General features: G+C 40.2%; 20 protein-coding genes. 1 reads left to right on the top strand and 19 read right to left on the bottom strand.

The genetic code is table 11. From position 1 onward, the window contains the following. Window positions 1-535: 535 nt before the first annotated feature. The 4 genes from AC58PV_RS24270 to AC58PV_RS24285 all read right to left on the bottom strand — a co-directional run bounded on the left by AC58PV_RS24270 (window position 536) and on the right by AC58PV_RS24285 (window position 6,046). Window positions 536-1,258: a nucleotidyltransferase family protein gene (locus tag AC58PV_RS24270; protein ID WP_497435112.1), complete on the bottom strand. Its 723-nt coding sequence runs from the start codon at window positions 1,256-1,258 to the stop codon at window positions 536-538. Between the two features lie 643 nt (window positions 1,259-1,901). Beyond that, complete coding sequence (locus AC58PV_RS24275; RefSeq protein WP_497435113.1) at window positions 1,902-3,656, bottom strand: stalk domain-containing protein; 1,755 nt, start codon at window positions 3,654-3,656, stop codon at window positions 1,902-1,904. A gap of 93 nt (window positions 3,657-3,749) precedes the next feature. Next, window positions 3,750-4,676 (bottom strand): hypothetical protein, encoded by a 927-nt coding sequence (locus tag AC58PV_RS24280; protein ID WP_497435114.1) that lies wholly within the window; start codon window positions 4,674-4,676, stop codon window positions 3,750-3,752. Window positions 4,677-4,759: 83 nt separating this feature from the next. Beyond that, entirely contained in the window at window positions 4,760-6,046 is a 1,287-nt protein-coding gene (locus tag AC58PV_RS24285; protein ID WP_497435115.1) for a stalk domain-containing protein, read from the bottom strand. Between the two features lie 215 nt (window positions 6,047-6,261). Between AC58PV_RS24285 and AC58PV_RS24290 the strand changes: the two genes are divergently transcribed. Beyond that, window positions 6,262-6,957 carry a helix-turn-helix domain-containing protein gene (locus AC58PV_RS24290; protein WP_497435117.1) on the top strand — a complete coding sequence of 232 codons (696 nt, stop codon included), beginning with the start codon at window positions 6,262-6,264 and terminating at the stop codon, window positions 6,955-6,957. Window positions 6,958-6,986: 29 nt separating this feature from the next. On the opposite strand, the gene AC58PV_RS24295 is transcribed toward AC58PV_RS24290, so the two are convergent. From AC58PV_RS24295 to AC58PV_RS24365, 15 genes are all read right to left on the bottom strand, one after another. After that, window positions 6,987-8,609 carry a TIGR02391 family protein gene (locus AC58PV_RS24295; RefSeq protein ID WP_497435118.1) on the bottom strand — a complete coding sequence of 541 codons (1,623 nt, stop codon included), beginning with the start codon at window positions 8,607-8,609 and terminating at the stop codon, window positions 6,987-6,989. A gap of 207 nt (window positions 8,610-8,816) precedes the next feature. Continuing rightward, window positions 8,817-9,644 carry a metallophosphoesterase family protein gene (locus tag AC58PV_RS24300; protein WP_497435119.1) on the bottom strand — a complete coding sequence of 276 codons (828 nt, stop codon included), beginning with the start codon at window positions 9,642-9,644 and terminating at the stop codon, window positions 8,817-8,819. A gap of 201 nt (window positions 9,645-9,845) precedes the next feature. Then, window positions 9,846-10,844 carry a hypothetical protein gene (locus AC58PV_RS24305; protein ID WP_497435120.1) on the bottom strand — a complete coding sequence of 333 codons (999 nt, stop codon included), beginning with the start codon at window positions 10,842-10,844 and terminating at the stop codon, window positions 9,846-9,848. A 312-nt stretch (window positions 10,845-11,156) separates the two neighbouring features. After that, complete coding sequence (locus tag AC58PV_RS24310; RefSeq protein WP_497435121.1) at window positions 11,157-11,957, bottom strand: DUF4839 domain-containing protein; 801 nt, start codon at window positions 11,955-11,957, stop codon at window positions 11,157-11,159. A 699-nt stretch (window positions 11,958-12,656) separates the two neighbouring features. Next, window positions 12,657-13,067 carry a hypothetical protein gene (locus AC58PV_RS24315; protein ID WP_497435123.1) on the bottom strand — a complete coding sequence of 137 codons (411 nt, stop codon included), beginning with the start codon at window positions 13,065-13,067 and terminating at the stop codon, window positions 12,657-12,659. 315 nt (window positions 13,068-13,382) lie between these two features. Beyond that, on the bottom strand, window positions 13,383-13,859 hold the full coding sequence (locus AC58PV_RS24320) for a hypothetical protein (protein ID WP_497435124.1): 477 nt from the start codon (window positions 13,857-13,859) through the stop codon (window positions 13,383-13,385). Window positions 13,860-14,309: 450 nt separating this feature from the next. Further along, window positions 14,310-14,612, bottom strand: coding sequence for a hypothetical protein (locus tag AC58PV_RS24325; protein WP_497435126.1), 303 nt, complete (start codon window positions 14,610-14,612; stop codon window positions 14,310-14,312). Window positions 14,613-15,052: 440 nt separating this feature from the next. Next, window positions 15,053-15,316, bottom strand: a complete 264-nt coding sequence (locus AC58PV_RS24330) for a hypothetical protein (protein WP_497435128.1) — start codon at window positions 15,314-15,316, stop codon at window positions 15,053-15,055. Window positions 15,317-16,046: 730 nt separating this feature from the next. Continuing rightward, window positions 16,047-16,214: a hypothetical protein gene (locus AC58PV_RS24335; protein WP_497435129.1), complete on the bottom strand. Its 168-nt coding sequence runs from the start codon at window positions 16,212-16,214 to the stop codon at window positions 16,047-16,049. A gap of 531 nt (window positions 16,215-16,745) precedes the next feature. Continuing rightward, on the bottom strand, window positions 16,746-17,255 hold the full coding sequence (locus AC58PV_RS24340; protein WP_497435130.1) for a hypothetical protein: 510 nt from the start codon (window positions 17,253-17,255) through the stop codon (window positions 16,746-16,748). 578 nt (window positions 17,256-17,833) lie between these two features. Further along, complete coding sequence (locus tag AC58PV_RS24345; protein WP_497435131.1) at window positions 17,834-18,679, bottom strand: ATP-dependent DNA ligase; 846 nt, start codon at window positions 18,677-18,679, stop codon at window positions 17,834-17,836. 329 nt (window positions 18,680-19,008) lie between these two features. Further along, entirely contained in the window at window positions 19,009-19,476 is a 468-nt protein-coding gene (locus AC58PV_RS24350) for a hypothetical protein (protein ID WP_497435133.1), read from the bottom strand. Further along, a complete protein-coding gene (locus AC58PV_RS24355; RefSeq protein ID WP_497435134.1) occupies window positions 19,448-20,014 on the bottom strand; it encodes a hypothetical protein in 567 nt (188 codons plus the stop codon). The genes AC58PV_RS24350 and AC58PV_RS24355 overlap by 29 nt, the downstream gene beginning before the upstream one ends. Then, window positions 20,014-20,727 carry a hypothetical protein gene (locus tag AC58PV_RS24360; protein WP_497435135.1) on the bottom strand — a complete coding sequence of 238 codons (714 nt, stop codon included), beginning with the start codon at window positions 20,725-20,727 and terminating at the stop codon, window positions 20,014-20,016. Before AC58PV_RS24360 ends, AC58PV_RS24355 begins: the two co-directional genes overlap by 1 nt. A gap of 12 nt (window positions 20,728-20,739) precedes the next feature. Next, on the bottom strand, window positions 20,740-22,875 hold the full coding sequence (locus AC58PV_RS24365; RefSeq protein ID WP_497435136.1) for a hypothetical protein: 2,136 nt from the start codon (window positions 22,873-22,875) through the stop codon (window positions 20,740-20,742). Window positions 22,876-22,980: the final 105 nt, after the last annotated feature.

The following is a 22,980-nucleotide window of genomic DNA, read 5'->3' on the forward strand; positions in this document are numbered from 1 at the left end:
TATCGTCCAAAAGCATAATGTCTACCGGATCGTTGGGGTCTGGTCGAAGGTAATCAGATGTGCTTCTGGAATCTCGAATAGTTATTCTCCGATGGAGAATTGGTTCTAGTATTTGCTTCATAAGATCGATAGCGGTTGCTTTGTCATACTCGCTAGATGGGTTTAAAACACAAATAAAGTTGATATCCGAGTCGGGACGTTCGGTTCGATCAAGGACAGATCCGTAAAGCTTGAGCCGCACTACCCCGAGGGGAGAGACAATGGACATGATGTAACCACGTTTCTTGATGATAACGTCGTCGAGTACGTTCATTTGGACACCTCATCTACAAATAAAATTTACTTCATATTGATGTAAATTTTATTAGCGGAAAAATGCTGAAATCGGTTGGCTGCTGTAGCGGTGGACGTGTTGCAGAATGACCTCGAATTTCAATGGTTAGAGATGCGGAAAGCAGTTAGATATCGCTGCAGGGTAATTTAACTCTGGAAAATTAAAATACCTTCCAAGGCTAACCCCAGAAGGTGGTGTTTGTTAGTCCATTTCTAGGAACGGGTCGAAGCTTCTAGGCTCCCCTACCCATACTCTTGCGAATTCAGTTAAAACCTCATCCTCAGGTAGGCAGCGGTCATATACATACTCTCTTACTTTGGGGAACAGTTCCTTGAATCGAGCGATTTCGTCAGTTGACGCTTGGTAAAACTTGTCTTGTAACTTAGAGCAAAGGTATAAGACCTCAACAAAGTAGAACCCCTCATAAGTCCGAATATCGTTATCGTCCAATCGGAGCAGCTTACCGAACCACCAACTGATCCTTCGGGCTAGATACGTATACAGACCACGATAATGTTCGGGATTTATAATCGGCTCTACCCTTTCAATATCATGGTGCTTTAGGTAGTGCTGCAGTACGATGAAGTAAAGTTGGCTCGTCTTTGGAGTGAATTCGTACTGTTTGTCGGCTTTAAGATCCATTACGTCAACTGGATCGGTAGGTTGGATGGCTTCTGGGATGCGGCTCGAGTCAATCAGAGTGACCTTCCGGTTGAATAGGGCTTCTAAAGCCTCATGCACTTCGAAAAATTTGTCATGATAGAACGTACTTTGGTCAAATGTCGCGAGGAAGTCGATGCTTGAGGTTGGAGTTTCGGTTCTGTTCAAGCAGGAGCCGAAAAGCTTCAGGACTACCCCGTGATGAGTGCAAATGCGCTGAAAATCGGTACGTTTGGCGACTACATCGTTGAGAGTGTTAGTCATGGTAATGGTACTCCTTTCTATCTGTAGGATAAGAGCAATTCATTGAACTTAAAGTCGGATAACGGTGCGGTGTCGAATATATTGCAGTCGATTAAGGCGAGATTATCGAGTTGCTTTGCATGGGTTAGCTGCTTCAAGCAAAGTTCTCGGATGACCGATAGGTCAATGAGCTACAGTTTTGCAGACTCAGGTGGCTGAGGTTAGATGTTGTGAGATCAGCGGATTCGGGATGTTGAGGGCTGACCTGACAGCTCGCTCGAAACCTTTATCTTTAATCTTGATCATTATAGGGAACCCCCTACCGTTAAGAATTTGTTGGTATTCTAACATTTAATAAAGAATAGTTGAACCCATAAACGAGCAAATGTCTTACAACTAATAAAAAAGTGGTTCATGGTTCACCAAATGGAGAATTATCCGCAACGAATATAGTAGCTGCCGATTTTCGCGGCAACTTGCTACTATTCAAATAAAAACAAAAATAAAATAGAGATGGAGCCATTAGACTCCATCTCTATTTTGCTAAGAACCTATTTTGAATGTCTTGTTTACAGTTCAGCTCCAGTATTTTCACTAGTGGTAATATAGAGTTTTATTCATTTTCTGGACAAACAAGATTGTAGTTGTGACCTCTTAACACTCATTAAAAACCTAACTTTACTGTTTTGTCCCCGTTAGCGGTTCTATACGTTAGTTCTCCATTTAGATAACTATGGAAGAATGCGTCAGATGCCTCTTCAAATAGAAATGTGTCTTTAAGAGTCTCAAGTTGTACAGCATGGACCCTGACCTTCCGCTTATCATAACTAACTGAGTAATCGGAAGCCTCCACATAAAACATATAACCTCCAGAAAACATTACATTTAGTTGGTCAACATTTTTAGTGATTAGTGTTGGAGCTTCACCATCTAATGTCATCCGGTAAATATCTTTGCTATTATTGTAGTAAATATGCTTTTCATTAACGTGCATTAGATATCCTTTATCCATGAGAATCTTATCTTCTCCAGTGTGCAGCGATACTCGATGAATATGGGTCTTACCTGGAAGCTTCTGCTCTGGGTCCCACCAAGTGGAATAGTAATAAACATTATTCCCCACAATTACAGGATCGCCATTCATATCTTTAGCAACAAGCGTTTTGTCCTTACCATCTGGTGTGATTCGATACAAATCCATTGTATGCTCGCCAGTACGTTGATCAACAGTGTAGAATATATGATTGTCTATAACGGTCTCGTTCAAAAAGCCATTCATTTGTTGCTGCGCGAGAGCCCCCTTGATTTCATTACCATCCTTATCAATAGTTACGAGTGATCTTGTAGAGTTGCTGTTTGCTGTCGGGACAATAATACTGTCCTTAGATTCGTAAACAGGAAAAGAAGATCCACTAGCCATCGGATCACCAAAAACCTTATCAAACCTGTTTCCTGACTTTGGGTACTTATCCTTTTGGAATTTATGTGTCCCATATATAAAGTTGTCAGAAACCAAGAAATAATCTAAACTTACGTCGCCATATGGTGCAGGATTCGCTGATTGTGTGTCGCGACTCAAGTCCCTATCACTCCAAGTGGAGTCGACATGATAATACTCGCCATCTAACTTTACAAGATTCCAATCATGATCTTCCCAACCTTTATTTCTTTCACTAGGGACAGCACCAATAACTACCCTATTTTCTATTCCAGCTTTATCAAGGAACAGCTTCATTGCCTCGGTATACCCATTACAAACTGCAACACCCTTTATAAGTGCGCCTTCAGCGGTATAGCTTACGGCAGGAATTGTATCTTTCATATAGTTATCAAAATCATAAGTCACATGATTGGTAAGATATTTGTTAAAGGCATAGACCTTCTGGAAATCGGTCATCGATGAGTCGATGATGTTGGCATAGATATCATTTATTTTTTTCTCCAATTTTGAATCAATCTTTGTGCTAGTAATACTGACCTTACGCAAATCTGAATCGAACGACACGTTCGCTCCTAAGGACTCAGCAACAAAACGTAACGGCACCATAGTACTACCATTGATTAGCTGCGCATTGGCAGCCAAGGTTACCGACTCACCGTTAATGGTAGCGATTGATTTATTGATTGTAAGCTCGATTAGTTTCGCGCCTTTGCGAGCAGACGCTTTTTGAAGTTTGCTGTCCCAATCGACCTCAGCACCAAGAACTTCGAATATGCCTCTTAACGGCACTAATGTGCTCCCGTCCTTGATTATCGCAGGTTGGGAGAATGTCTGTACCTTGCCATCAATCTCAACCGTAACTGGCGTTTCGGCAGATGCGGTGTTTCCAGCTCCGAATAGCAATAGCCCTGCTAAAACAGAGGTAGCAATTAGTGTTTCTGGGTGTTTCAAAATACTTACTTTCATTTTCTTACTCATTCTAAGTAATCTCCCCTATTAAACAAATTAGTTACCGTGTCCAAATCAATAAGATGATGCCACGTTAAAGGCATCATCTTGGTAAATAAAGGTCTATTCTTCTTTGTAGCTGATGGATGTATCAATACCGATCTGGTTGGTCGTTGCATTAAAGGTTACTCCGATGTCAAAGGCTTTAGCTACATCTCGCAATTTGAAATAATTGTTGCCATCTACGTTATAGGCTGTAAGCTGAACTTCTTTACCATCAATATAGACCTTCGATGTGGTCGGAACTGCACCTTTCGGAGCAGGAGCATTGGATGTCTCAAGTTCACCACCAACGGAAGTGTAAGCTTTGTTGGACGATAAACTAATTGCATTCTTCGCTTGTTCGAAACCAACTTCGAATTGCTTCTTGGAACCAGTAACTGCTTTTGCAAGGTCACGAAGTTTGAAGTAATTGTTGCCATCAATGTTATAGGCTTGGAAGGAAACTGCCTTGCTGTCGACCGAAACTCTGGAAGCCGTAGGAGTAGCGTTACCTTGTTTGGAAACTGACACAGTTTCAGGCTTAGATTCAGCTTCACCTGACGCGGTGGAAGAGTCACTAATAACTTGAATTGCCAGCTGTGCTACGTTCGCACCGGTGTAACCACTACCAAACATTACTCCCATTACATAATATCCTGGCTTTGTGAGCTCTACAGCATTATCAATTACATCAATCTTCTCGTGTTTCTCACCGAAATCGAATGAATCTCCAGATAATTTAGCTTTAGGATGAAAACTGAGTCTTGGACGTGGATCTAATCCGTTGATAGTTAGTTTTACAGGAGCAGATGTTACATAAATCGTATCCCCTGTACCGCTACCCTCGTCAACAATCTTAATTTCCTTGATTACATCAGAAATTGTGACCGAACCACCTTCTGTAGTTGTAACTATTTTCTCGGCTGCAAATGCCGAGAGTGCCGCGGAAATAGAGATAGTAAGAGCTAAAACCGAAACACTTGAAAACTTTAAAACCTTCTTCAACATTGTAAAATCCTCCATCGTATGTATTTGAGATTAGATTGGCTCAAATAGAACCCTTTACCCCAAGTTTATAAATATTTAGTCTTTTATTTAGCTGTGTCAATGATTGCTGTGTAAGTATTCGGGTCCCAATCTACTTTGGCTCCTAAGGTTTCGGAGATGAATCTAAGTGGCACGTAGGTTGAGCCTTCCTCCGAGATAAAAGGTGCTGATGATAGGGTAAGAATCTTCTGGTTAACAAGTGCTCGTGTGTCACCGATATGTAAAGATAGATTTGCCCCGTTACCCTTTATTGAAATCTCTTGTGTTGGGGCAAACCATGAGACTGTCGCACCCATTCCTTCCAAGACCCCTCGAATTGGGATGAAGGTGCTTCCGTCAATGATTCTCGCTTTGACAGGTAGGTCGATGTATTTACCATTGAGACGGACTCCTACGTTATCGGGGCTGAACTGGCTTGGATTAGCTTCAGATGTTATGGAGCTTTCAGAAGCCCCCGTAATTTCCTGTCCTCTTTGGCGTTTAACTTCATTTTCATATTCTATTTGAAACTGCTTTGGAGTAACTCCAAACGCACTAGTAAATGCTTTCTCTGCACCATCAAATGAACTTCTATTACTTTGCTCAACAAACTGAATTAATTTAGAGACTCCATATTTGTTAACTAGGAAAGAGACAGATGTAACTGTCCAAGCATCCTGCTTAAGATATCTCCATAACTCGGGAACTTCAGTAGTAGAATTTGAAATTTCTTTCCAATACTTATCAGTTAAACTAGAAGTCCAATTAGTTCTTTTATCATGCAACATCCAAGCAATGTTATGAGCCATTCCTTCATTAATATAGCTTGGGACGTAGTTGTTAGCAGTTTTAGGAAGCACCTTATCAACAATAAAATGCACAAACTCATGAGTGATAAGTATGTCATTTATTTGATCAATATTTTCTCTGTGATGCTCTAATAAAAGTAAATTTGCCTGTTTGTACTTTCCTAAAAATTGATTGTACTCTCCCCAAGATTGTGTGAACTCTGTCCAATTCTTAGCTGACTCTTCTGTCCGAGCTACGATTATTACAGGTCTTTCAGTATTACTACTGAGCGAAGGAAACACCTTTACTAAACTAGGCACCAGTGTATCTACAAAGTAATTATGATACTTTTTTAAATATTCCAAGGGTATGTCCTTGTCCCCAAGAAAAATTACATCTTCTTCAATAAGTTGGTTTGGTACTTTTTCGGTAATTGAAGGATCTGACATAAAAGCAGGAAGATTTTGATTATCATTACTCGCTGCCAGTGCAGGAGTCGCTTGCGATCCAATGATGATTAAGAACGTGATTACAATTGACATTTGAATTGAAAACCTCTTCATTGTTAATACCCTCTCCCCTAATATTCTTTTTACTAACAACAACGGTCAAAACCAAACTACCATGCGTAGATGGCATATTTATTTTAATCTACACTTCGTTTACAGTCAGTTGACTATAAGTCACATTTCAAATATTCATTTACAAAATTCGACAATTGAGATATCATTTTATTGGTATATTTTACCTTGTAAAATATTGTTTTCAAGGGGTTATTATGATAACAGACATACAAACCGAGTTTGGACAACGTGTAAGGGAGCTTCGGGCAAGATCGGGAATGTCGCAGGAACTTCTCGCATATCGAGCAGGGCTCGATCGGACATATTTGAGTGGTGTCGAACGAGGGGAACGAAATATCAGCATTGTTAACATAGAAAAGATAGCTGTGGCATTAAAAGTCACTGTAGCCTACATGTTCTCAACAGAGCGCTTTAAGAATACCCCTGCATATCAACCGAAGGACTTTATCGTGCCATTTAGTGAACGGTTTAAATACCACATTGATAGTGAGAAAAAGGTGCTCGCTTTTGAAGTGCATGGGTTGCTTACTCCACAGAATGTGGACTACATGTCAAAAACTCTAGTTGGAATATGCAATACCTTCGGCAAGGGCGAACTAAACATTCTTGTCGATCACCGAGAAATGTCAGACTCATCTGGTGAGATTGCGGTCTACTCACCTGAAGTAGCTGAACGTGCAGTTGCCTTTCAACAGGAATTACTTGTCTACAGTAAAAAGGTCGTCGCACTGTGCAATTCAGAATTTATGGTGCAACAACTCAATCATGTTGCTCAAGATAGCGGCATCATCGAAAAGGCAACGCATCTGTTTGAAAAGGATATGCTTGAAAGAGCCTACAGTCTTCTGGACATCAATGGAAATGATCTTATAAAAGCGATAAAAAAGTAAAACCGCCAGTTCCTACTGGCGGTTTTGTGCTATTTATTAAGCTCCTCGTTCATCTTATAGATCCTATCGTTCAGGTCTTCAAGACCTTTCCGCCCTGCGTGATTCAACTCATAACTCAGATTATTTAAGTCAGGTAGATTTAACACAAACTCTCTAGCGACTATTTTATTAAGGAATGCTACCAAAAACTCTAGGTCAGCGTAATTAACAATTGACTTGAAGAATTCATGTTTTCTCCAAATTTTCTTCTCCAATAACCTATGAAATACCTCAGGACTAGAAAGCAAATGTTCCTGGAATAGTCTAAGACTCCTTGTTATTGGTTTAAAGCCATCCCTAATTAACGACTCAGCAGCTCGAGACGGGCGAGAATAACTTGCCGCCTTGTAAATGGCACAGACTAACTCGACATGGTCTTCATAGGCGATGTGGTTGAAGATCGGCGCATTCCATTCCAACAACAGATTTATACCTGCATTTTGGTCATTGTAGTATCCGCTTTTAATTATTTCAAGGATCTTTCGGAAACAGAGCCTGTGCAATTCGCCGTCAACAAACTCTCTTGAAGGTGCAAGGAAAGCCTTAATTTTTGCGCTGTCTGCAGAGGATTCTTCACCTGTTAGCGCGAACGATAGCTGAGATATATTAACCATGAGTTTCTCCGCTTTAACATTCACTGCGAGATCTAATTGTCTAAAAAGCATCGATGCAAAGTATAACTGCTCTAACGCTTCCTGTTCTGATGGATGTATCGAATGGTTATGCACTAGGACATTGCGAACCCCCATCATAGCACCAGAAAACAACCACATCGCTCCTAGCTGCGGGTCCTTACCACCAGCTACCTTAAGAATAGTTTCTTTATTGGTAAAAGCATTTATCATTAGATCTGTTCCATTGATTTGTAGCCTACTTTTATGCTTAACATCATTATCCAATGCTACATACGTATCGAGGACAGCCGAACGATAATGCCCATCTTGGAAAAGCCTTTGGGCGATCTCCAATACTCTCGGATGCAACCCATCTAGCTTATTGGGTTTAGCAACAGGTGTCAATGGCTCAACTGTTTCCACTGGTGCTACTGGCGGTGTTACTACAGCTACATGTGCTGCATCTGAAGATAGTGTCTCTAACTGGGATACACCTTTCTCAGTTACTATGAGATGAGTAGGGATCTTTGCGTCACCAGTAACCAGACCTTCTTCGATCAAAGTTCGAATCATCATTAGGCAAAGCTGTTCATGATCTATCTCAGGATAGAAAACAGGGTAGTCTATGGTTTCTATCAAAACTTTATCGCCAAAGAATTTTGAAAGCCCTTTAAGATTACTCAGGGCTTTCCACTTAAGATCTGAAATGGATGGGAACAGTTTAATAATTTGTTGTATCGAATACCCCTCAGAATAACCATTTGGATCACTGATAAACAATGTGGGTATAGGGTCTTTATTGATTGTTCGGGATCTGGTAAATGCTGAAACCTTTATCAGCTGTGACTGAAATTTACGTTCGGCAGGTAAATCATCAAAGCAATCTTCGGTTATCTGAAACTCACCGCAACTCACACAAACCATCTGGTAAACCTCAGAACCATCTTGTTTTAGTTTTGCATAGTAACCGCATAGCGGGCATTTTACCTCTGATGTCATATCAATCACTCCAAAAATAAAATTCACAAGAAATATTACTTGTAAATATTCACCAGTAGCGACTTAATTCCTGCTACTTTAGCATAATTCGACAAGAAACCCGTTTTAGAAAAATAAAATACAGCTACCCCCTCTAGGATAGCTGTTTCTTTGGATAGCTAATTTAACCTCTCATCATATAAAGGACGCCTTGCTGCTACATCGAGATTATATTTCAATTGTTTTAATCTTGGTGCCAGTTTTCTCTATCGGATACCCCAGTGCGTTATTAATTAGTCGACAACCAGAACTGTGGTGATAGTCAGTGTGAGAATGGGTATGACCGTAGCACCATACCTTCCTGTTTGCTCTCTCCAGTAGTTGAGACCCATTAAAGTAGAAAAAGGTTGATACTGGATTGTTTTGATACTTGGTCGGCATGCTTGAAGCATCGGGTCCGACATGAGTGACGATTACTTGGGACTGGTCGAAAATACGTTCGAGTTTTCTAAGCTCTTCTTCAAAGAAGTATTTAAGCAAAGTTCTAGTGAACTTCGGGTAGATCAAGTCGGCGTCCCGCATGGATCGTTGCCAGATGTCGTAGAGGTATGACTCCGAGAAGCCTAGCGATACCCCATAGGTGAGATCGTGCCAGCACATTGAGCCACCGTAAGTTATACCATCAATACTGACTGTCGTGCCATCGAGTACTACGACACCTTCAATATTTTGAGCCACATGCTTCATTGATTTAAGTCGATTCATCGAATTACTCTCGTAATGCCAACTTTCTGATTGGTCTACAAGGTAAAGGTCATGATTACCAAAGACCATCAGAATGTTTTTATAGTATCGCTTGAAGCTTTCTAAGAGATGTTTATTTTGGGAGTTATGATGACCCAGATCTCCAGTAATGAGTAGGGTGTTCGATGGGTTATTGTTAGGAAGTAAGCTGTCTACTAAAAGATCGATGCCGTTGGTGTAGTCGAACTGAGGTTGCTTTAACCAAAAATCTAAATGAAGATCAGAAATGAGATCGAACGATGCTGCTGACATAGAAAAACCCCCGCCTAATTATTGGTAAGATTCTACCATTAAAGGCGAGGGTATTGAACCCCTTTGTAAGGATTTATCGCGGTTTTTGAAATTGTTTTGTTCCACCCGTTTGGGGCTAACATTTATTTACAAACGTTACCCCTGGTGACAGCTAGGTGGTACTGGGGCAAAACGCGGATTTACGCAAGGGGAATCGTCACTTTAATTGTCGCCCCACTCTAAGAGTTGCCACCCTTTCCAATGATACGACTTATTCTTCAGTTTTCCCTGCATGGAGTATTTGATCTTTCTTATACCTTCCGAGGCTTGAGTGACCGTACCGTCAAGCAATTCCTCGTGCTCACGCAGCCAGTGCTTAAGATTGCGGCAACGATACGTCTCGCCGTAAGGAGACAGGATAACCCACTCCTTGACGTGCATGTGGGTCTCAACCTTTTCGAGGGGCGAATGAACACCTACAACATAAGTAGCTACCTCTTTTATCACGGAAGAATCAATCTTTGAATTTTCTAACAAATAGGCTATGTTAAGCCTTGGATTGTAGATACCTAATTTTTTTATATTTTGGAACTCCGTATGAATTGAGCGAAGACCCATGATATAGTAGACTAACAATTGCAAAGTATGCTTACTTGTTGGAGAATTCTTAGACACCTTTAAATCCCACAAAGTATCTTCTGTCAGGTAATCCCCGTCGCCGGATGTAATCGTCGGTGTATAAGCTAATTCAAAACTGAACCCTTCCTTAATAATTGGTCCTGAATGTCCCCAGAAAGAAAGGCTCCTATTCACCATTGTACGAATGTTAGACACAGTATTTTCATCGGGATTAATGTCTTCTACTGGCATATACCTGATTGTGCCCACCCTAACGCACACGTCATAACCTACGAGTTTACAAGCATAAATTATGGATTGATCATCCAATCCCTTTATCTGATTTATGAATTCTTTTGCTTTATTTTCTTGTTTCATGTATTGAGAACCTCTCAGCGAAATCTTAAATGCCTCTTCCGCAGGGGTTCCAATCATGAAGCGAACCAGATAATCTACCGCTATCCCGACTAAACCAGCATATATATTCTCCTCTAAGCACAACTCGATCCCGTCATCGAAAACTGTTTTAGTAAAATCGTTTGGTCTTAAAAAGCCTCCATATGGCTGTTTAAATTTCTCGACTCTTTGTGTGACGGATGCCATTATATTGTCCCCCTAGATCATATAACATAAGCTTTACTCCGTGTACGATTATTACCGTTTCGTGAGATGACCCCATATAGACAGCAAAAAGACAACCCCTTTTAAAACGGAGGTTTTTTACGTTTTTATCCATGTGTTTGCGAGTGGTGTCAGCTATGCTAGTACTGCCCCATTTGAACCACAAAAAAAAATAAGAGCAATTTCCAAAGACCTATGTATTTCTCCAATTGCTTGCGATCAATATCGAGATAGAGTATCTCCGAATGAATTACTCTATCTCCACTTCCGTCTTGGGGTATGTGTTAAAGATATTTATCTCATTTTAATAGAAACTGGCTCGAGTAGAATAAGTCTAGGATCTTCATTGAATCCCACAATCTTAGCAGTGATACGAATATTATGACCTTTACCAAAAGAGGCAGGAACATTATCGCCTGTAAGATGTAAATCAGAGTAATTAACATTTTTAATTTGGAATTCAGGTCCCGAGAAAGTAGTTGTACTGTAGTTACCAGCAAAAATTAAATAATCAAATCTTGTTTTATAATCTTTGTAGGGACTCACATAAGCGGTATTCCCATCAAACTCAATAGTTCTTCCATTATACTTCTTAGCAAATTCTTTAAAAAGAGGACTAGTCTCATCTTTTGTGCTAAGTATTGTTGCCAATTCTTTGTTGTTTTCTACTGTTAGGATTTCTACTTTCGGTTGTTCTACTTTCGGTTTTTCTGCATTTGAATTATCCTTTGCCGCAGATTTTGCTGCACTCGCAGTATCTTCTTTTTTGAATGTATGATACTTAATAATGACTTCTGTATCTGCAGATATCCATTTATCTGAAGAATATTTGACATCGCCTCCAACAGATACTTCTTTAACCTCTCCATCTTTTGTTACCCAACCTGTAATTAAATCTTCAATTTTTTCTGTTTTGATGTTCTTGAATCCTTTTGAATTAAAGTCATCAACTACCTTATGATAATCTCTACCTTTTTGAGCACTTGAACCTGACGGTGTTTTTGCTTCACCTTCATGTTTGTTCGAATTGTCGCCACATCCCACTAATGTCATAACCATTATACAAGCCAAAAGAACACTAACCATTTTTTTCATTCTTGATGATCCTCTCCAATTTAATATATTTATCGCCCATTGTAGGGAGCTTCACTAAGTTTGGTTGCGAGTATTTAATATATTAGCGACGACCAATGATCCACTTTACGAAATATACCGCAAGTGCAATGAAAAAAGGTACTGGTCCGAAGAACGGAAACAATACCGCACAAACTACCATTACTAAAAGAAATTTCTTCATTTGAATATCCCCCTTATTTTATAATATTTCGTAATTCAACGACTACCAATAAGCTTTAGTCGCTCGACCTAAATTATGTAGATAGCACGATTATACGTTTGTGATCTGTCTTTAACTGCACCAATTCGACAATCATTGCCAGTATTTTTAGCCATAGTTCATTCCCCCTACTACTAAAGTCCTATTCAAGTCTACCATATATACCCAAAAGCATCTATATAATAACCCCTTCAGGATAGTAAGAAGTACTCTCTGCGATTATTGCTAAAGTAGATGTGAAAAATAGATTCTGTGGTTGGGTGGGCGGGTGAATTATCGTGTGGTATGAAGTTAACTTCTATTTTTTCTTAAAGGTGCGCTACAAGGTTCTAGACTGAACCCATTGGACGATCTCAACTACTCCCTGAATGAAGAAAAACTGCTGATGGTGTCAGCAGTTTGATAAACTTCATTATTGTTCTAACCTGATGAGCCGCATCATCTACGAAATACTTGGCTCATTCTAAATCATCATATATAGAGTCGGCTTCACACCACGCGTCAACAACAACATATTTACCCCTTAAGTCGATGATATCATCAATTCTTGTAACGATAGAGTCTGTCATAAGAGCCGCGATCAGCTGCATTATGACTGGAGAATATGCTCCGCGGAACTTCCTTGTTGGATGATTTCGGAAGTAGTTGCTCGACAGCTCACTTTGATCAATGCAAGCCTTTGCCTTAATATATAGAGCATCACTCACATGTTCATCTAAATAAGACAGTATCTGAGCCTTATCAGCGTCCGTAAGAGAGGTATCTTCCTCAAATCTTTTTCTGATCGCAAGGGTATCTAACCCTCTGGAATTGAGAATAAACGACGAAGCGGATTGTAATGAGTCCTTGAGTTGCTTATCAGTAAACATGAAAACCATCTCCTTTGGTTATTAATTAGGAATTATAGAGTGAGGTTCGTTCAAGATACGATGGAGCGTTTCGAGCTGCCGCTCGGAGAGATCAGCGATTTGCTTGCCCTCAACGTTCATTGCGAACCAGAGAGTGCCTTCGATTCCGCATGACCCACAAGTGCGGGGGGATACTACTTTGTACTCCCCGAGCCGTGGGGGATAATCCCAGCCTTCGGTGAATAATTGGTCGGAAGTTAAAATTTCCTCTTTACCGCAAACTTCGCAAATACATCTCAAGAGCAACAAATCTTATCCCCCTCCCTATTCTGAAACTCAGTCCTGGTACTCACTCTTAACTACGTCCTTGATCGCATCAAGAAAGGTTCTATCTTGCTTATTGTTTCGTAATACGCAACGTATGAGCAAAGTTAATAAATCTTCATCTGTAAGCTCAGCTATAGGAGACTCTACCTTTTCGGATGTGCCTCGTAACAAGGAACCATACCGAACAAACCCATTTAAAGCTCCATTAGCAAGGTAGCTGCTGAACTCACGCAACGCTCGATTGGGCGTATTTAATACAGCTGCGCTTTCTAATATGATGCGAATCTCGCTTACTCCAGCATTATTGACTACCTTGCAATCTTTGATTTCCTTAAAATTCTTGCTTCGTCTGCTCACTGAATTATAGTGCTCCACAGCATCAACCTCGATAGCCTTGAGGTATTCTTTATTTTCCTCTTCAAGTAGATCAGTTGCCTTCCTCAAAGGTTCGTCTGCAAGCCACAGCGCTAGATTGTATTTAAACATTAGTCATACCCCCCTCCATAAGATCACTCTTACTATCAAAAGTAATCAACTGAGGTAAGTGTAACACTTTTCTTTCGTTATTTCAACATATAGTCACTCTTAACTACAAAAGTAATTATTAATTACCCCTGCATAGCTACTTCTGCGACTAAATTAGCGACTACGATTAATCGTTCTGTAGCAAAGACCTACTTTACATAGAGGGAATCTGTTTCGTTCGTATAACTATCCTTAAATATGAAGAAAGGTGCTGATTTTGTCAGCACCTTTCTTCATGTTTACTATGGGAAAGAAATGATAGCTCAGTGATTGCCCACTTCGCTGGTAACTGAATACACCGAACCCCTACATACGACCAAAACTTTGGGCTCTACCCCTTAAAGGGTGGTAACTACTTTAACTGTCGTAAAGTCAGCGTAGACATTATCAACATAACTAGAAATGATGGTTTTATTTATTCATGAAAATTTCTTCAGCGGAAAATCTCTTGTATTGAAACAGCCTTCCGTTTATTGTAATTGATCCTAACTTGTAGGAATCCTCAGCACATAACTTACCAAACGCACTTCTCTTACCTCTTGTCCAATCGGTGTTTGATTTAACTAAAAACATCTCTTCGAAGAAAATTACTCTTGCCTCTCGATCAATAATTCGTGCACAGTTGCTAATCGTTCTGCTGCAACAATTAAAATCAAATTGAGGACTATTCCTCTTAACTGCTTGTTCAAGCTCTACCATCAAAATACTCACCATTCAAATCATCCTCCGAAATTTTTGTCATAAAAGTCATATTCCTCGGTTAAAACACCTATATATGCGCACAACTGCTTGAACGATGAACGACTGTGATTTACGGTGTTCCATCCGACACAGGTCTTCGATAATCTAATCGAAAAAACATTGAAAATAATTTTCAAAATTATCGCACAGGTATTAAAATTAAGAAATACTCTTTCAGTTTCTCCCTCTAATGCGTGAGGGTGTTGAAATGATGAACGTAGATTTTTCAGGTGTTCCATAAAGACATATTTATTCAATAAATTTTATTTCTGTCTAGAATGTCCATACAAACATTCATAACCATAATCTAACAAGATGCTTTAGTTGGTTGGAAAAACAGGTTCTGTGGTTGGGTGGGCGGGTAAATCATTTTTAGGCATGAAGAAAGGTGCTAATTGGTCAGCACCTTCAGGTCAATATTTCCTCCAATCGAATGCTTTAGCGTCCCAAATGTACGGACCCTCTTGCACAACTACTATTTCGTTTTCACCCCAAGGGTAAATTCTCCCGTCCGGATGCGCGTTTAATTCGAGTAATCGACGCTGACTAGCAAGGTCATGTCTGAGATGTTTAATCGATGCAGGTCTCCAGTTAAATTCTAATCTCTCTACCCCGACAAGAATGATTTCTCCGGTTTGTAATCCTTGTGGATGTAAGTAAATGTAGACTGTTTTCATTGTCTGTTCCTCCTAATGTGTTTTAGTTGCTGAATCAATGAACTCTTTCGGGATCGCTACCCCTAATCGGAGAGGTTACTAGTAGGCTTCTTCTTTACGTAGAACGAGGGCTACGATTGCACAACTGACTAGTAAAAAGACGATGATGAAGAAGTTAGACCAACCTCCTACCAGTGTGGCTAGGAGCCATACGGCTAGGAATAATACTGCTGTTAAAAGGACTTGTCTTATGTTAGTTACCAGTAGCTGCAGGAGAGCTATCGTTAGATGTAGGATTGTGTATAGGATCTTCATGTTTGGATCAACTCCCTTCGGTTTTATAGATACTTGGTAAAGCTCCATTTCTTGATCTTATCGGAGCTACGGTTAAACCGTGATGGTGTGTTGGCTACCCCTGATAGAAAACAGAGCTGTACTATGTTGCAAGAAATTGACTGATGCATCGTTACCACACCTTTCGCTCGAGTTGGGATTGAAGCTTTATACTACTGTGATTTAGGTTGGTCGTTGACTCCTGAAGTTGGTTGGAAATCGACCTTCAAGATTGGTTAATGCGGTTAATTATCTATCGACATGAAGAAAGGTGCTGATTTTGTCAGCACCTTTCTTAGTGAACTACCTTCATACCTACTGGATCAATCAGTTATCATAATACTCTCTGGCTCATTCAAGATACGATTAAGCGTTTGGAGCTGTTTTTCGTTTAAATCAGTTGCTTGTTTACCAGTGCTCAATGCCCACCATAAAGTGTGGTCAATTCCACAACTTCCGCATGTTCTCGGGGAAATGATCTAAACTGTCCCATTTTAGGTGGGTAGTCCCATCCTTGTTCAAAACCTTGTTCAGGAGTTAAAATTTCTTCTTTACCACAGACCTCGCAAATATGACGCAAGAGCATATTTATTCCCCCTCTCGATGATTGAAATGTGTTAAAGACCTTTAATGACTGCTACTCCTTGCAGTAGGTGCAGTTTGGATCCAAGTCGTTAATGTCTATTGCAAATCGTTCAAGTTCGGCGGGAGTTTGCCGGGCGTCTGTGACCGATACTTTGCTTCCGAGAATCTTCTCTAAGTCCCACTCTAGGAGCGAATTGAAATGCATATCGATCTCTTTTGTTGGGTTGAATACAGCGATGAACTTGATGACACTGCTCTTTCCGTAAAGGATCGAGTCTAATACCTTCAGGGACTGGACTCGATGCGCGGTGGCACATTTGGTGATGCGGGATCGGTTGGAGTGGATGGATAACAGAGTGGGCAAAAGAAGAAGCTCCTTTCAAAGTTGAATGTTGGTGTTTGTTGAACTGGTTCTTTGTTTTCGGATTTCTCCTTGTAATTATATTTGGTCTCATTCAATAACTGCTGAAATCGAACCCACTCTGGCGAGTAGGGAAAATTCCTTTAACAATAGAAAAACCTAAGTGAGAGTTCACTTAGGAGTAGTTTGAACTTTGACTTGCAAAAATTCGCCAAGCACAACAGGTGCGGTGTACTGATATGAAATACTCCATAAATCGAACTTTTTACGGTACTTCTGCAAATTATGATTAATAACTTTAGTGTCCTGAAAGATTGAAGGTGCAACGCGATACCTCCGACTTAGAATTTTGTTTGGGTCTTTTTTAGGATAATAACTAAGGAGATGATCCAAGTTGTTAAAAATATCTACAAAGTTGATCACTGTCTTTCGATCTCGACAACGTTCGAAGAACTGCCCGAACTTGTCCTGCAGAATCAAATTATTAAGATAAACGTACTCGTAAGAACCAAAATCCTCATATAACCTATTCTTTTCCTTCTTATCAGTCAGGTCTTTAATAGGTAAATGTTCTAAATAATGACCAATTACCGTTTGCACATGCTGATTGGTCGTTTTATCAATTGCCAAGATGATAAGAAAATTATCAGGTCGTAAAGCGTTCTCTTTAACTTCATGCATGGATGATGCACCCCGTTCCTGTTGGATTGAATTTATGAGTATACCATTTCGAACTTCTCGATTGGACAGGATGAGCATGCAAAGAACTGCATAGGAGATCCTGGCTCTACTATGAACCTGCAGCAAACCTCTCCGCACGCTCTGGTCAGACTTTTCAGTTGCTCAAGATAACCACTCATATTGAATCTCTCTAAAGACTCTTGATCCTGAATCGACTCGATCTGCGCTCTGAGCTCAGTCAGATTACGAGAAGTGTAAACAAGCTTTTTAAGACCCAAGATACGTAACTGTTCCACTTTTTCAAGAACTGCTAAATACTCTCGCTGCACATTACTTACTGCGAAATTGTCCAATTAACTCGCTCCTTTTACTAACCCATATAAACCACAATCAATTTAACTATTGATGTACTTCATATTCTCTTTCTCTTGCGAATACTCCTAAATCTGAAACAACTGTAGAAGCCGAAATTCATACTCTAAAGACACGAAAAATAAAACCCATCTTACGATCCGTTAAACGTAATAGGAGTCAGTAGAAAATAAAAAGTGCCGATTTCTCGGCACTCTTCGGTGTAGCTATATGACGAACTCAACAAAGCTCGGTGTTCTGAGCAAGTTCTGTTTCGTGTAGCATTGAAACTTTACTTTGCACTTAATATGAGGGTGGAGGTAAATCCAGTTCTTGTCTTCGCCGCGAATAAGCTGCTGCGCTATTTTGGCGAAAGCTTTTCGTTCGTTCGGAGGAACGAATTCAGTTACCCCAACATAGCGACCATCCTTTAGAAGCGACCAACCGAACTCGGATTTGCGGATCGCGCCGATCTGTACGACCTCGTAAAGGTAGTTCTTGACCTTTAACCATTGATGGCTGCGCGTATCTAGGTGGTAGAGCGAGTCTTTTGACTTCGACACTAAACCCTCTAATCCAAGCTGCTTAACGGCATCGAAAAGCTGAACCCCATCTTCGATGGAATCGCAGACCGTTATCACTTTTGAAGGTGTGACAACCTGTTGCAGAATATCGAGTCTGTCGGTAAGCTTATGCTTGGTTAGATCCTTACCGTTCAGGTAGAGGATATCAAATGCTGCGAATGATACCGGCTTTGAATCGATAAGACGGTCGATGGACTTTCGTGCTTGGAATCGCTCCATTAGTGTTTCAAAGCAAGGCTTCCCATCCACCACGGAAATTAATTCTCCATCTATAACAACCTCGTCTGCATCCAGCTCGGCGCGGCTTATTTCAGGATACTGCCTTGTGCAATCATTCTGATGCCTGGTAAATAGCCGAAATCCCTTGGACTTGCTATACGAGAGAATGCAACGATGACCGTCGAGCTTAAGCTGATGTATATAGCTGTCCCCTGTAGGGACAGTGTCCGACTTATGAAGCAACATTGGTTTTATTGGAGTGTGTATCATGTAGTAATCACCAATCTTAGCATATCATTCGTATTGAATTGGTGATATATAAAGATAATGGGAAAAGCGTTCAGATGCCAGTCAGACACTCCTGCTATTTAGATTTCCTGGCTTTATCGCTCTTTCTCGATATGACCCCCACTAGATGTAGTAAACCAGAAAATACCCCAAAAATAATAGCAGTCTTTACAAGACCAAATAACATAAACTCAACCCCTCATAATGATTTGCCTACACTTTTAGTGAAATAACTCTTATAAAAACTCATGAATGGGAAATCAAACAAAAGAAAAAGTGCCGATGGCTCGACACTTTGCAGAAACTTTGGTCTAATACCTAACCAAAAGACTCTCTATTTTGTATATAGTTTGATTTTTGATAAACACTAAAGCAGTGGAATTCGCTTCTCTACTAGCACTGGATACGGTGTAGTCGACCTTAAAGAGAAAATCGTTGGAACCCAACATCTCACCTGAGGTCTTGAGTATCCGTAAAGAGATATGTTTTTCCCCTCCTTGGTAGGAAGCCGTGGGGAAATACTCATTATAAATAGATTCACTCAGAATTTTTTGATACTTTTGCTTGGAAGTGGTGTACTCGTCATTGTTAGAGATACCAAACAACAAAATCGCGTCAGATGATATACTTTTCGCATAGTTATAACCATCTAAGCGTGTATCCGATGTTTTCATGATAGCTTCACTTTTCACCTTATAATTTAAATCAACAAGAAAAGAAATCAAGAATGCCACAACTATGAGGATTATGCTAAGCAGCCCTATACGCCTTAGATTCAACGTAAACGCCTCCTACCCAATATAATGAAAAAGCACCTACATACCCATTCGGTAGCTTCAAAAGAAACAGTTGCTCCACTTTTCCAGTTGCATCGTCTAGAAAGTAGTGAACCGATAACGAGTCATCTAGAAGCCCGTTGACATCCGTTATCTTTTGAACTGTAGAACCCCTATTAACTATCTTGCCATTGGAATCTTCAAAGGAATTGGACTCTTCCGACCGAGCATTATTACTTGAAATGAATGACCTGATTTTCTGACTCAATTCTTCGGTTTCTTTAAACACAATCGGCTGTAGCCCATCATATTCGGAAACAGCCTGGGAACTCTTTAACGAACTTAGATCTCCGGATTTCAAGCCAGCAACAATAGCCGTTTCTACAGGTTTTGCTGATTCTTTGCTCGTTGAGTAACTGGATAACGTCCTCTCTACCCTGGCATTGTTTTCTTTTACATTCTGACTTAAAGAATCTATACTCGAACATCCAGTCATAAGACAAAGAGCAATGAGACTTATCAAGATCCCTTGTTGTCGCATTATGATCTCACCTCGAAGTCCGCAATTTTACCTTTGACTAAAGTTAATCTTACAATTGCGTTACCGCCCTTTGCTGATTGGAATAAAACATCGATGTAATTTTTGTCGCCTTCAGAGAAGGCTTTATTTGTCTTGTAAGAATAGAAATTTTTAGCATCCTTTAACATCATGTCGTAAGTTTCTGGCACATCGGCTTTCTTTATAGGAATAAAGATACCTTTATAAGCGATTGTGTCACTTAGCCCATTAATAAACTTAAGATCGTTAACCTTAATGTAATCTACTCCACCCTCGGAGAATATTCTCGAGTCATTTGGAACGGTCGGCTGCGTAGAAGTAGTTGGTTGTATCTTCTTAATGGTGCTGTTATCTACTGAAGCACCGCTGCCGTACTCTGAAAAATCTTCTTTGCTCTTAGTATTGAATGTGGCATTGTAGTAATCCGACACGTTAAACTTCTCGTTATTGCTGTCCTTTAGAGTTTTCAAGTATTCCGTAAACTTGGTTTCAACTGAAGGTAACAGAAAATCCTTATCCTTACCCAAGGTATCCGCTATCGTATTTTGCCCTCTACGTAAATCCAAAGCAGTTTGAGCTACATCGATTGCAGGTTTGGTATTGTCCGCTAGACTAGGCTCCTCTTTCATTAGAATTGGTGTAACCACTGCTGCTATACATAAAAGGGCTGCGCCCAAGATCAAGAACTTCTTCATGTTAGCTCCTCCTTATTTCCAGATGATTACTGCATCCCTATGCATATTCTCGGTCAAAGTGCTTCTTGTGTACGATTGCATGGACTGAGATGGTTGATAGGACGTGTATAAAGAATATAATGACTGCCCATTAGAATCCTCTACCCCAGTTAAGGTCACATAATGATTCTCGCTGTTGGGTGTGAACATACCTTGATGCATCCGAACAACAGCTACTCCACCATTTTTAAGCGTTTGAGTTATCTCATCGAAGCTAGAAACAGCATCAGGCAGGAACTTAGCTTGCAATCCCATCTTCTTATAGATATCAGACATCTTCGAACCAACAATACCTGCAGATACGAGAGTATCTGAAGCTAACATAATTGAAGTCATTTCTGCAGGATTTATCAACCTACCAGCTAGAGCAGATGCTGCGTAAGCATGTGAATATACCATGCATCCTGAGTAATTCAAGGTGTCACTTACAGACCAATGCCATTTTGTATTACCATAAACCTCTCCAAATCGAATACCTTGACCGTAGAAAGGTACTCCGAATTTGAGATCGACATAATTAGCCTGTTTAGCAGGATTATCAGGAATGGTCAGGAAGGATGAAGTTCCCCAATCTGAGTGCAGACTATCTATTAGGCTTTTAACCCCAGAGCTGCTACTGTTATAAAATGAAGCAATATAGTCATCAGTTGACTTACCGTCAATAATTGCTTGGGACTTGCCTTGGTTAACTGCAAATTTTCCTGATCCACTGGAACCCAACAGCTTAGATTGTAATAAGGACTTCATCCGTTGTCCCTGTAAGTACGAATTTAGACCGTAGTGGAAGTTTAACGGGAAATCTCCACCTGTTGAAGATACTTTCTGAGCTAAAGCCCATGCTTTCTTCATACCTGCATTACCGCCAGTTTTCTGCCAAACAAAAGTCCAGAGTGGAACAGTCAACGGCTCACCATTAAAGGTAATAACCGTATTACTCTTACCATAGGTCAAACCTTCAGGAGTCTGCTGCAAATGAAGACTGTTCTTACCGCCCGACCCCATAACAGCAATACGGAATGCTGATTCTGAAAAATCATTCTTCGAAGGATCTAGATCAAGTTTCAAACCCCACTTTGAAAATGACCTGTTTTCATCTTTGTCCGCTGTTATTGCATACATAGCTGCCCAGAAATTTATATACCCTTCATATTGATCGTAGTAGGCTCCGTGATATTGAGCTTGAGCTAGAAAGTGCATGATTAAAGCGGCTACTTCCTTCTTTTCCTTAACGATACCCCACTCATCGAGAATGGTATTTACCTGATCCATTTGCTTACTAGCAACGCTCATCTTCTCATTTAAGGTATTTGCTGAGAGTAAGACAGCCCAGGGAGCATATTGAGCATCATAACTGTATGAAGTTGAAGGCGTGTATTGAGACTTCATATTTTGAACCACTGAATCGCTAAATGTCTTAGTAAATTTAAGATCCTTGCTTAACCCCATGAATCCATAACCCGAACTGTTTGGTGGGATGTCTGAAGGTACTTTTGTGATGTCCTCCATCTTGGAACCCTCGTAAAACTGCATACCAGTTTCTGTACTTAAAATACCCATTAACATAGTAGTGCTAAGTTCGTCACTGCCACCATCAACAGTGAGAAACTTCTTACCTCCATAGCCATCGATTGCCTTCTTAGACAAAGTTCCAAGTCTGTATACGTTCTTCTCATACGCCGTTAAATTACCGCCTCTTGAAGCTAACTCGGAATCAGTCCAGACTACAGCACTACTACTCGAGGTGACCGCTGCAGTCGCACTCTCATCTGGCTTGAGATTTGCTGCATTAAGTAAATTCGGTAGTGTAGTTATGAGTAAATAAATGATTAAAAAAATCACAACGGCAAACAGTAGAAATCCAATCCCATAGAAAAACATGAAAATAAGGAAATCCTTAATAAGAGACATTAATGTTGAAACAATTGAAGCGTATGTAATGGTTTTACTCATAAGGGATTCTTTTGGAGCATCCTCTGCATTCTTATCGCCCTTTCCTTTTATGAGAGCCATAAACTTACTTCTTCTTTGTTTGATCCCTCGAGCTCGGTCTATTACATTCTTTTTGATGAAGCGTCCTGCAGTAAAAAGACTTAGTAGGAAACTTAGCAAAACTCCCCACCTCCCTTCGAAGCCAAGAAATGAATTTCATTTACATTTCAGTGATTCATATCTCCAAAGAAGTTCTGAATCTGAATTTGCCTTCGATAAAGAGCA

Source organism: Paenibacillus sp. J22FR83, from assembly GCF_059691955.1.

Coding starts and splice junctions, on each gene's coding strand:
- AC58PV_RS24340 (WP_497435130.1), bottom strand. CDS start 17,255: ATGCATGAAGTTAAAGAGAACGCTTTACGACCTGATAATTTTCTTATC.
- AC58PV_RS24360 (WP_497435135.1), bottom strand. CDS start 20,727: ATGAAGAAGTTCTTGATCTTGGGCGCAGCCCTTTTATGTATAGCAGCA.
- AC58PV_RS24335 (WP_497435129.1), bottom strand. CDS start 16,214: ATGCTCTTGCGTCATATTTGCGAGGTCTGTGGTAAAGAAGAAATTTTA.
- AC58PV_RS24280 (WP_497435114.1), bottom strand. CDS start 4,676: ATGTTGAAGAAGGTTTTAAAGTTTTCAAGTGTTTCGGTTTTAGCTCTT.
- AC58PV_RS24325 (WP_497435126.1), bottom strand. CDS start 14,612: ATGGTGAGTATTTTGATGGTAGAGCTTGAACAAGCAGTTAAGAGGAAT.
- AC58PV_RS24290 (WP_497435117.1), top strand. CDS start 6,262: ATGATAACAGACATACAAACCGAGTTTGGACAACGTGTAAGGGAGCTT.
- AC58PV_RS24300 (WP_497435119.1), bottom strand. CDS start 9,644: ATGTCAGCAGCATCGTTCGATCTCATTTCTGATCTTCATTTAGATTTT.
- AC58PV_RS24305 (WP_497435120.1), bottom strand. CDS start 10,844: ATGGCATCCGTCACACAAAGAGTCGAGAAATTTAAACAGCCATATGGA.
- AC58PV_RS24355 (WP_497435134.1), bottom strand. CDS start 20,014: ATGCGACAACAAGGGATCTTGATAAGTCTCATTGCTCTTTGTCTTATG.
- AC58PV_RS24275 (WP_497435113.1), bottom strand. CDS start 3,656: ATGAGTAAGAAAATGAAAGTAAGTATTTTGAAACACCCAGAAACACTA.
- AC58PV_RS24270 (WP_497435112.1), bottom strand. CDS start 1,258: ATGACTAACACTCTCAACGATGTAGTCGCCAAACGTACCGATTTTCAG.
- AC58PV_RS24295 (WP_497435118.1), bottom strand. CDS start 8,609: ATGACATCAGAGGTAAAATGCCCGCTATGCGGTTACTATGCAAAACTA.
- AC58PV_RS24320 (WP_497435124.1), bottom strand. CDS start 13,859: ATGTTTAAATACAATCTAGCGCTGTGGCTTGCAGACGAACCTTTGAGG.
- AC58PV_RS24330 (WP_497435128.1), bottom strand. CDS start 15,316: ATGAAAACAGTCTACATTTACTTACATCCACAAGGATTACAAACCGGA.
- AC58PV_RS24315 (WP_497435123.1), bottom strand. CDS start 13,067: ATGTTTACTGATAAGCAACTCAAGGACTCATTACAATCCGCTTCGTCG.
- AC58PV_RS24310 (WP_497435121.1), bottom strand. CDS start 11,957: ATGAAAAAAATGGTTAGTGTTCTTTTGGCTTGTATAATGGTTATGACA.
- AC58PV_RS24285 (WP_497435115.1), bottom strand. CDS start 6,046: ATGAAGAGGTTTTCAATTCAAATGTCAATTGTAATCACGTTCTTAATC.
- AC58PV_RS24345 (WP_497435131.1), bottom strand. CDS start 18,679: ATGATACACACTCCAATAAAACCAATGTTGCTTCATAAGTCGGACACT.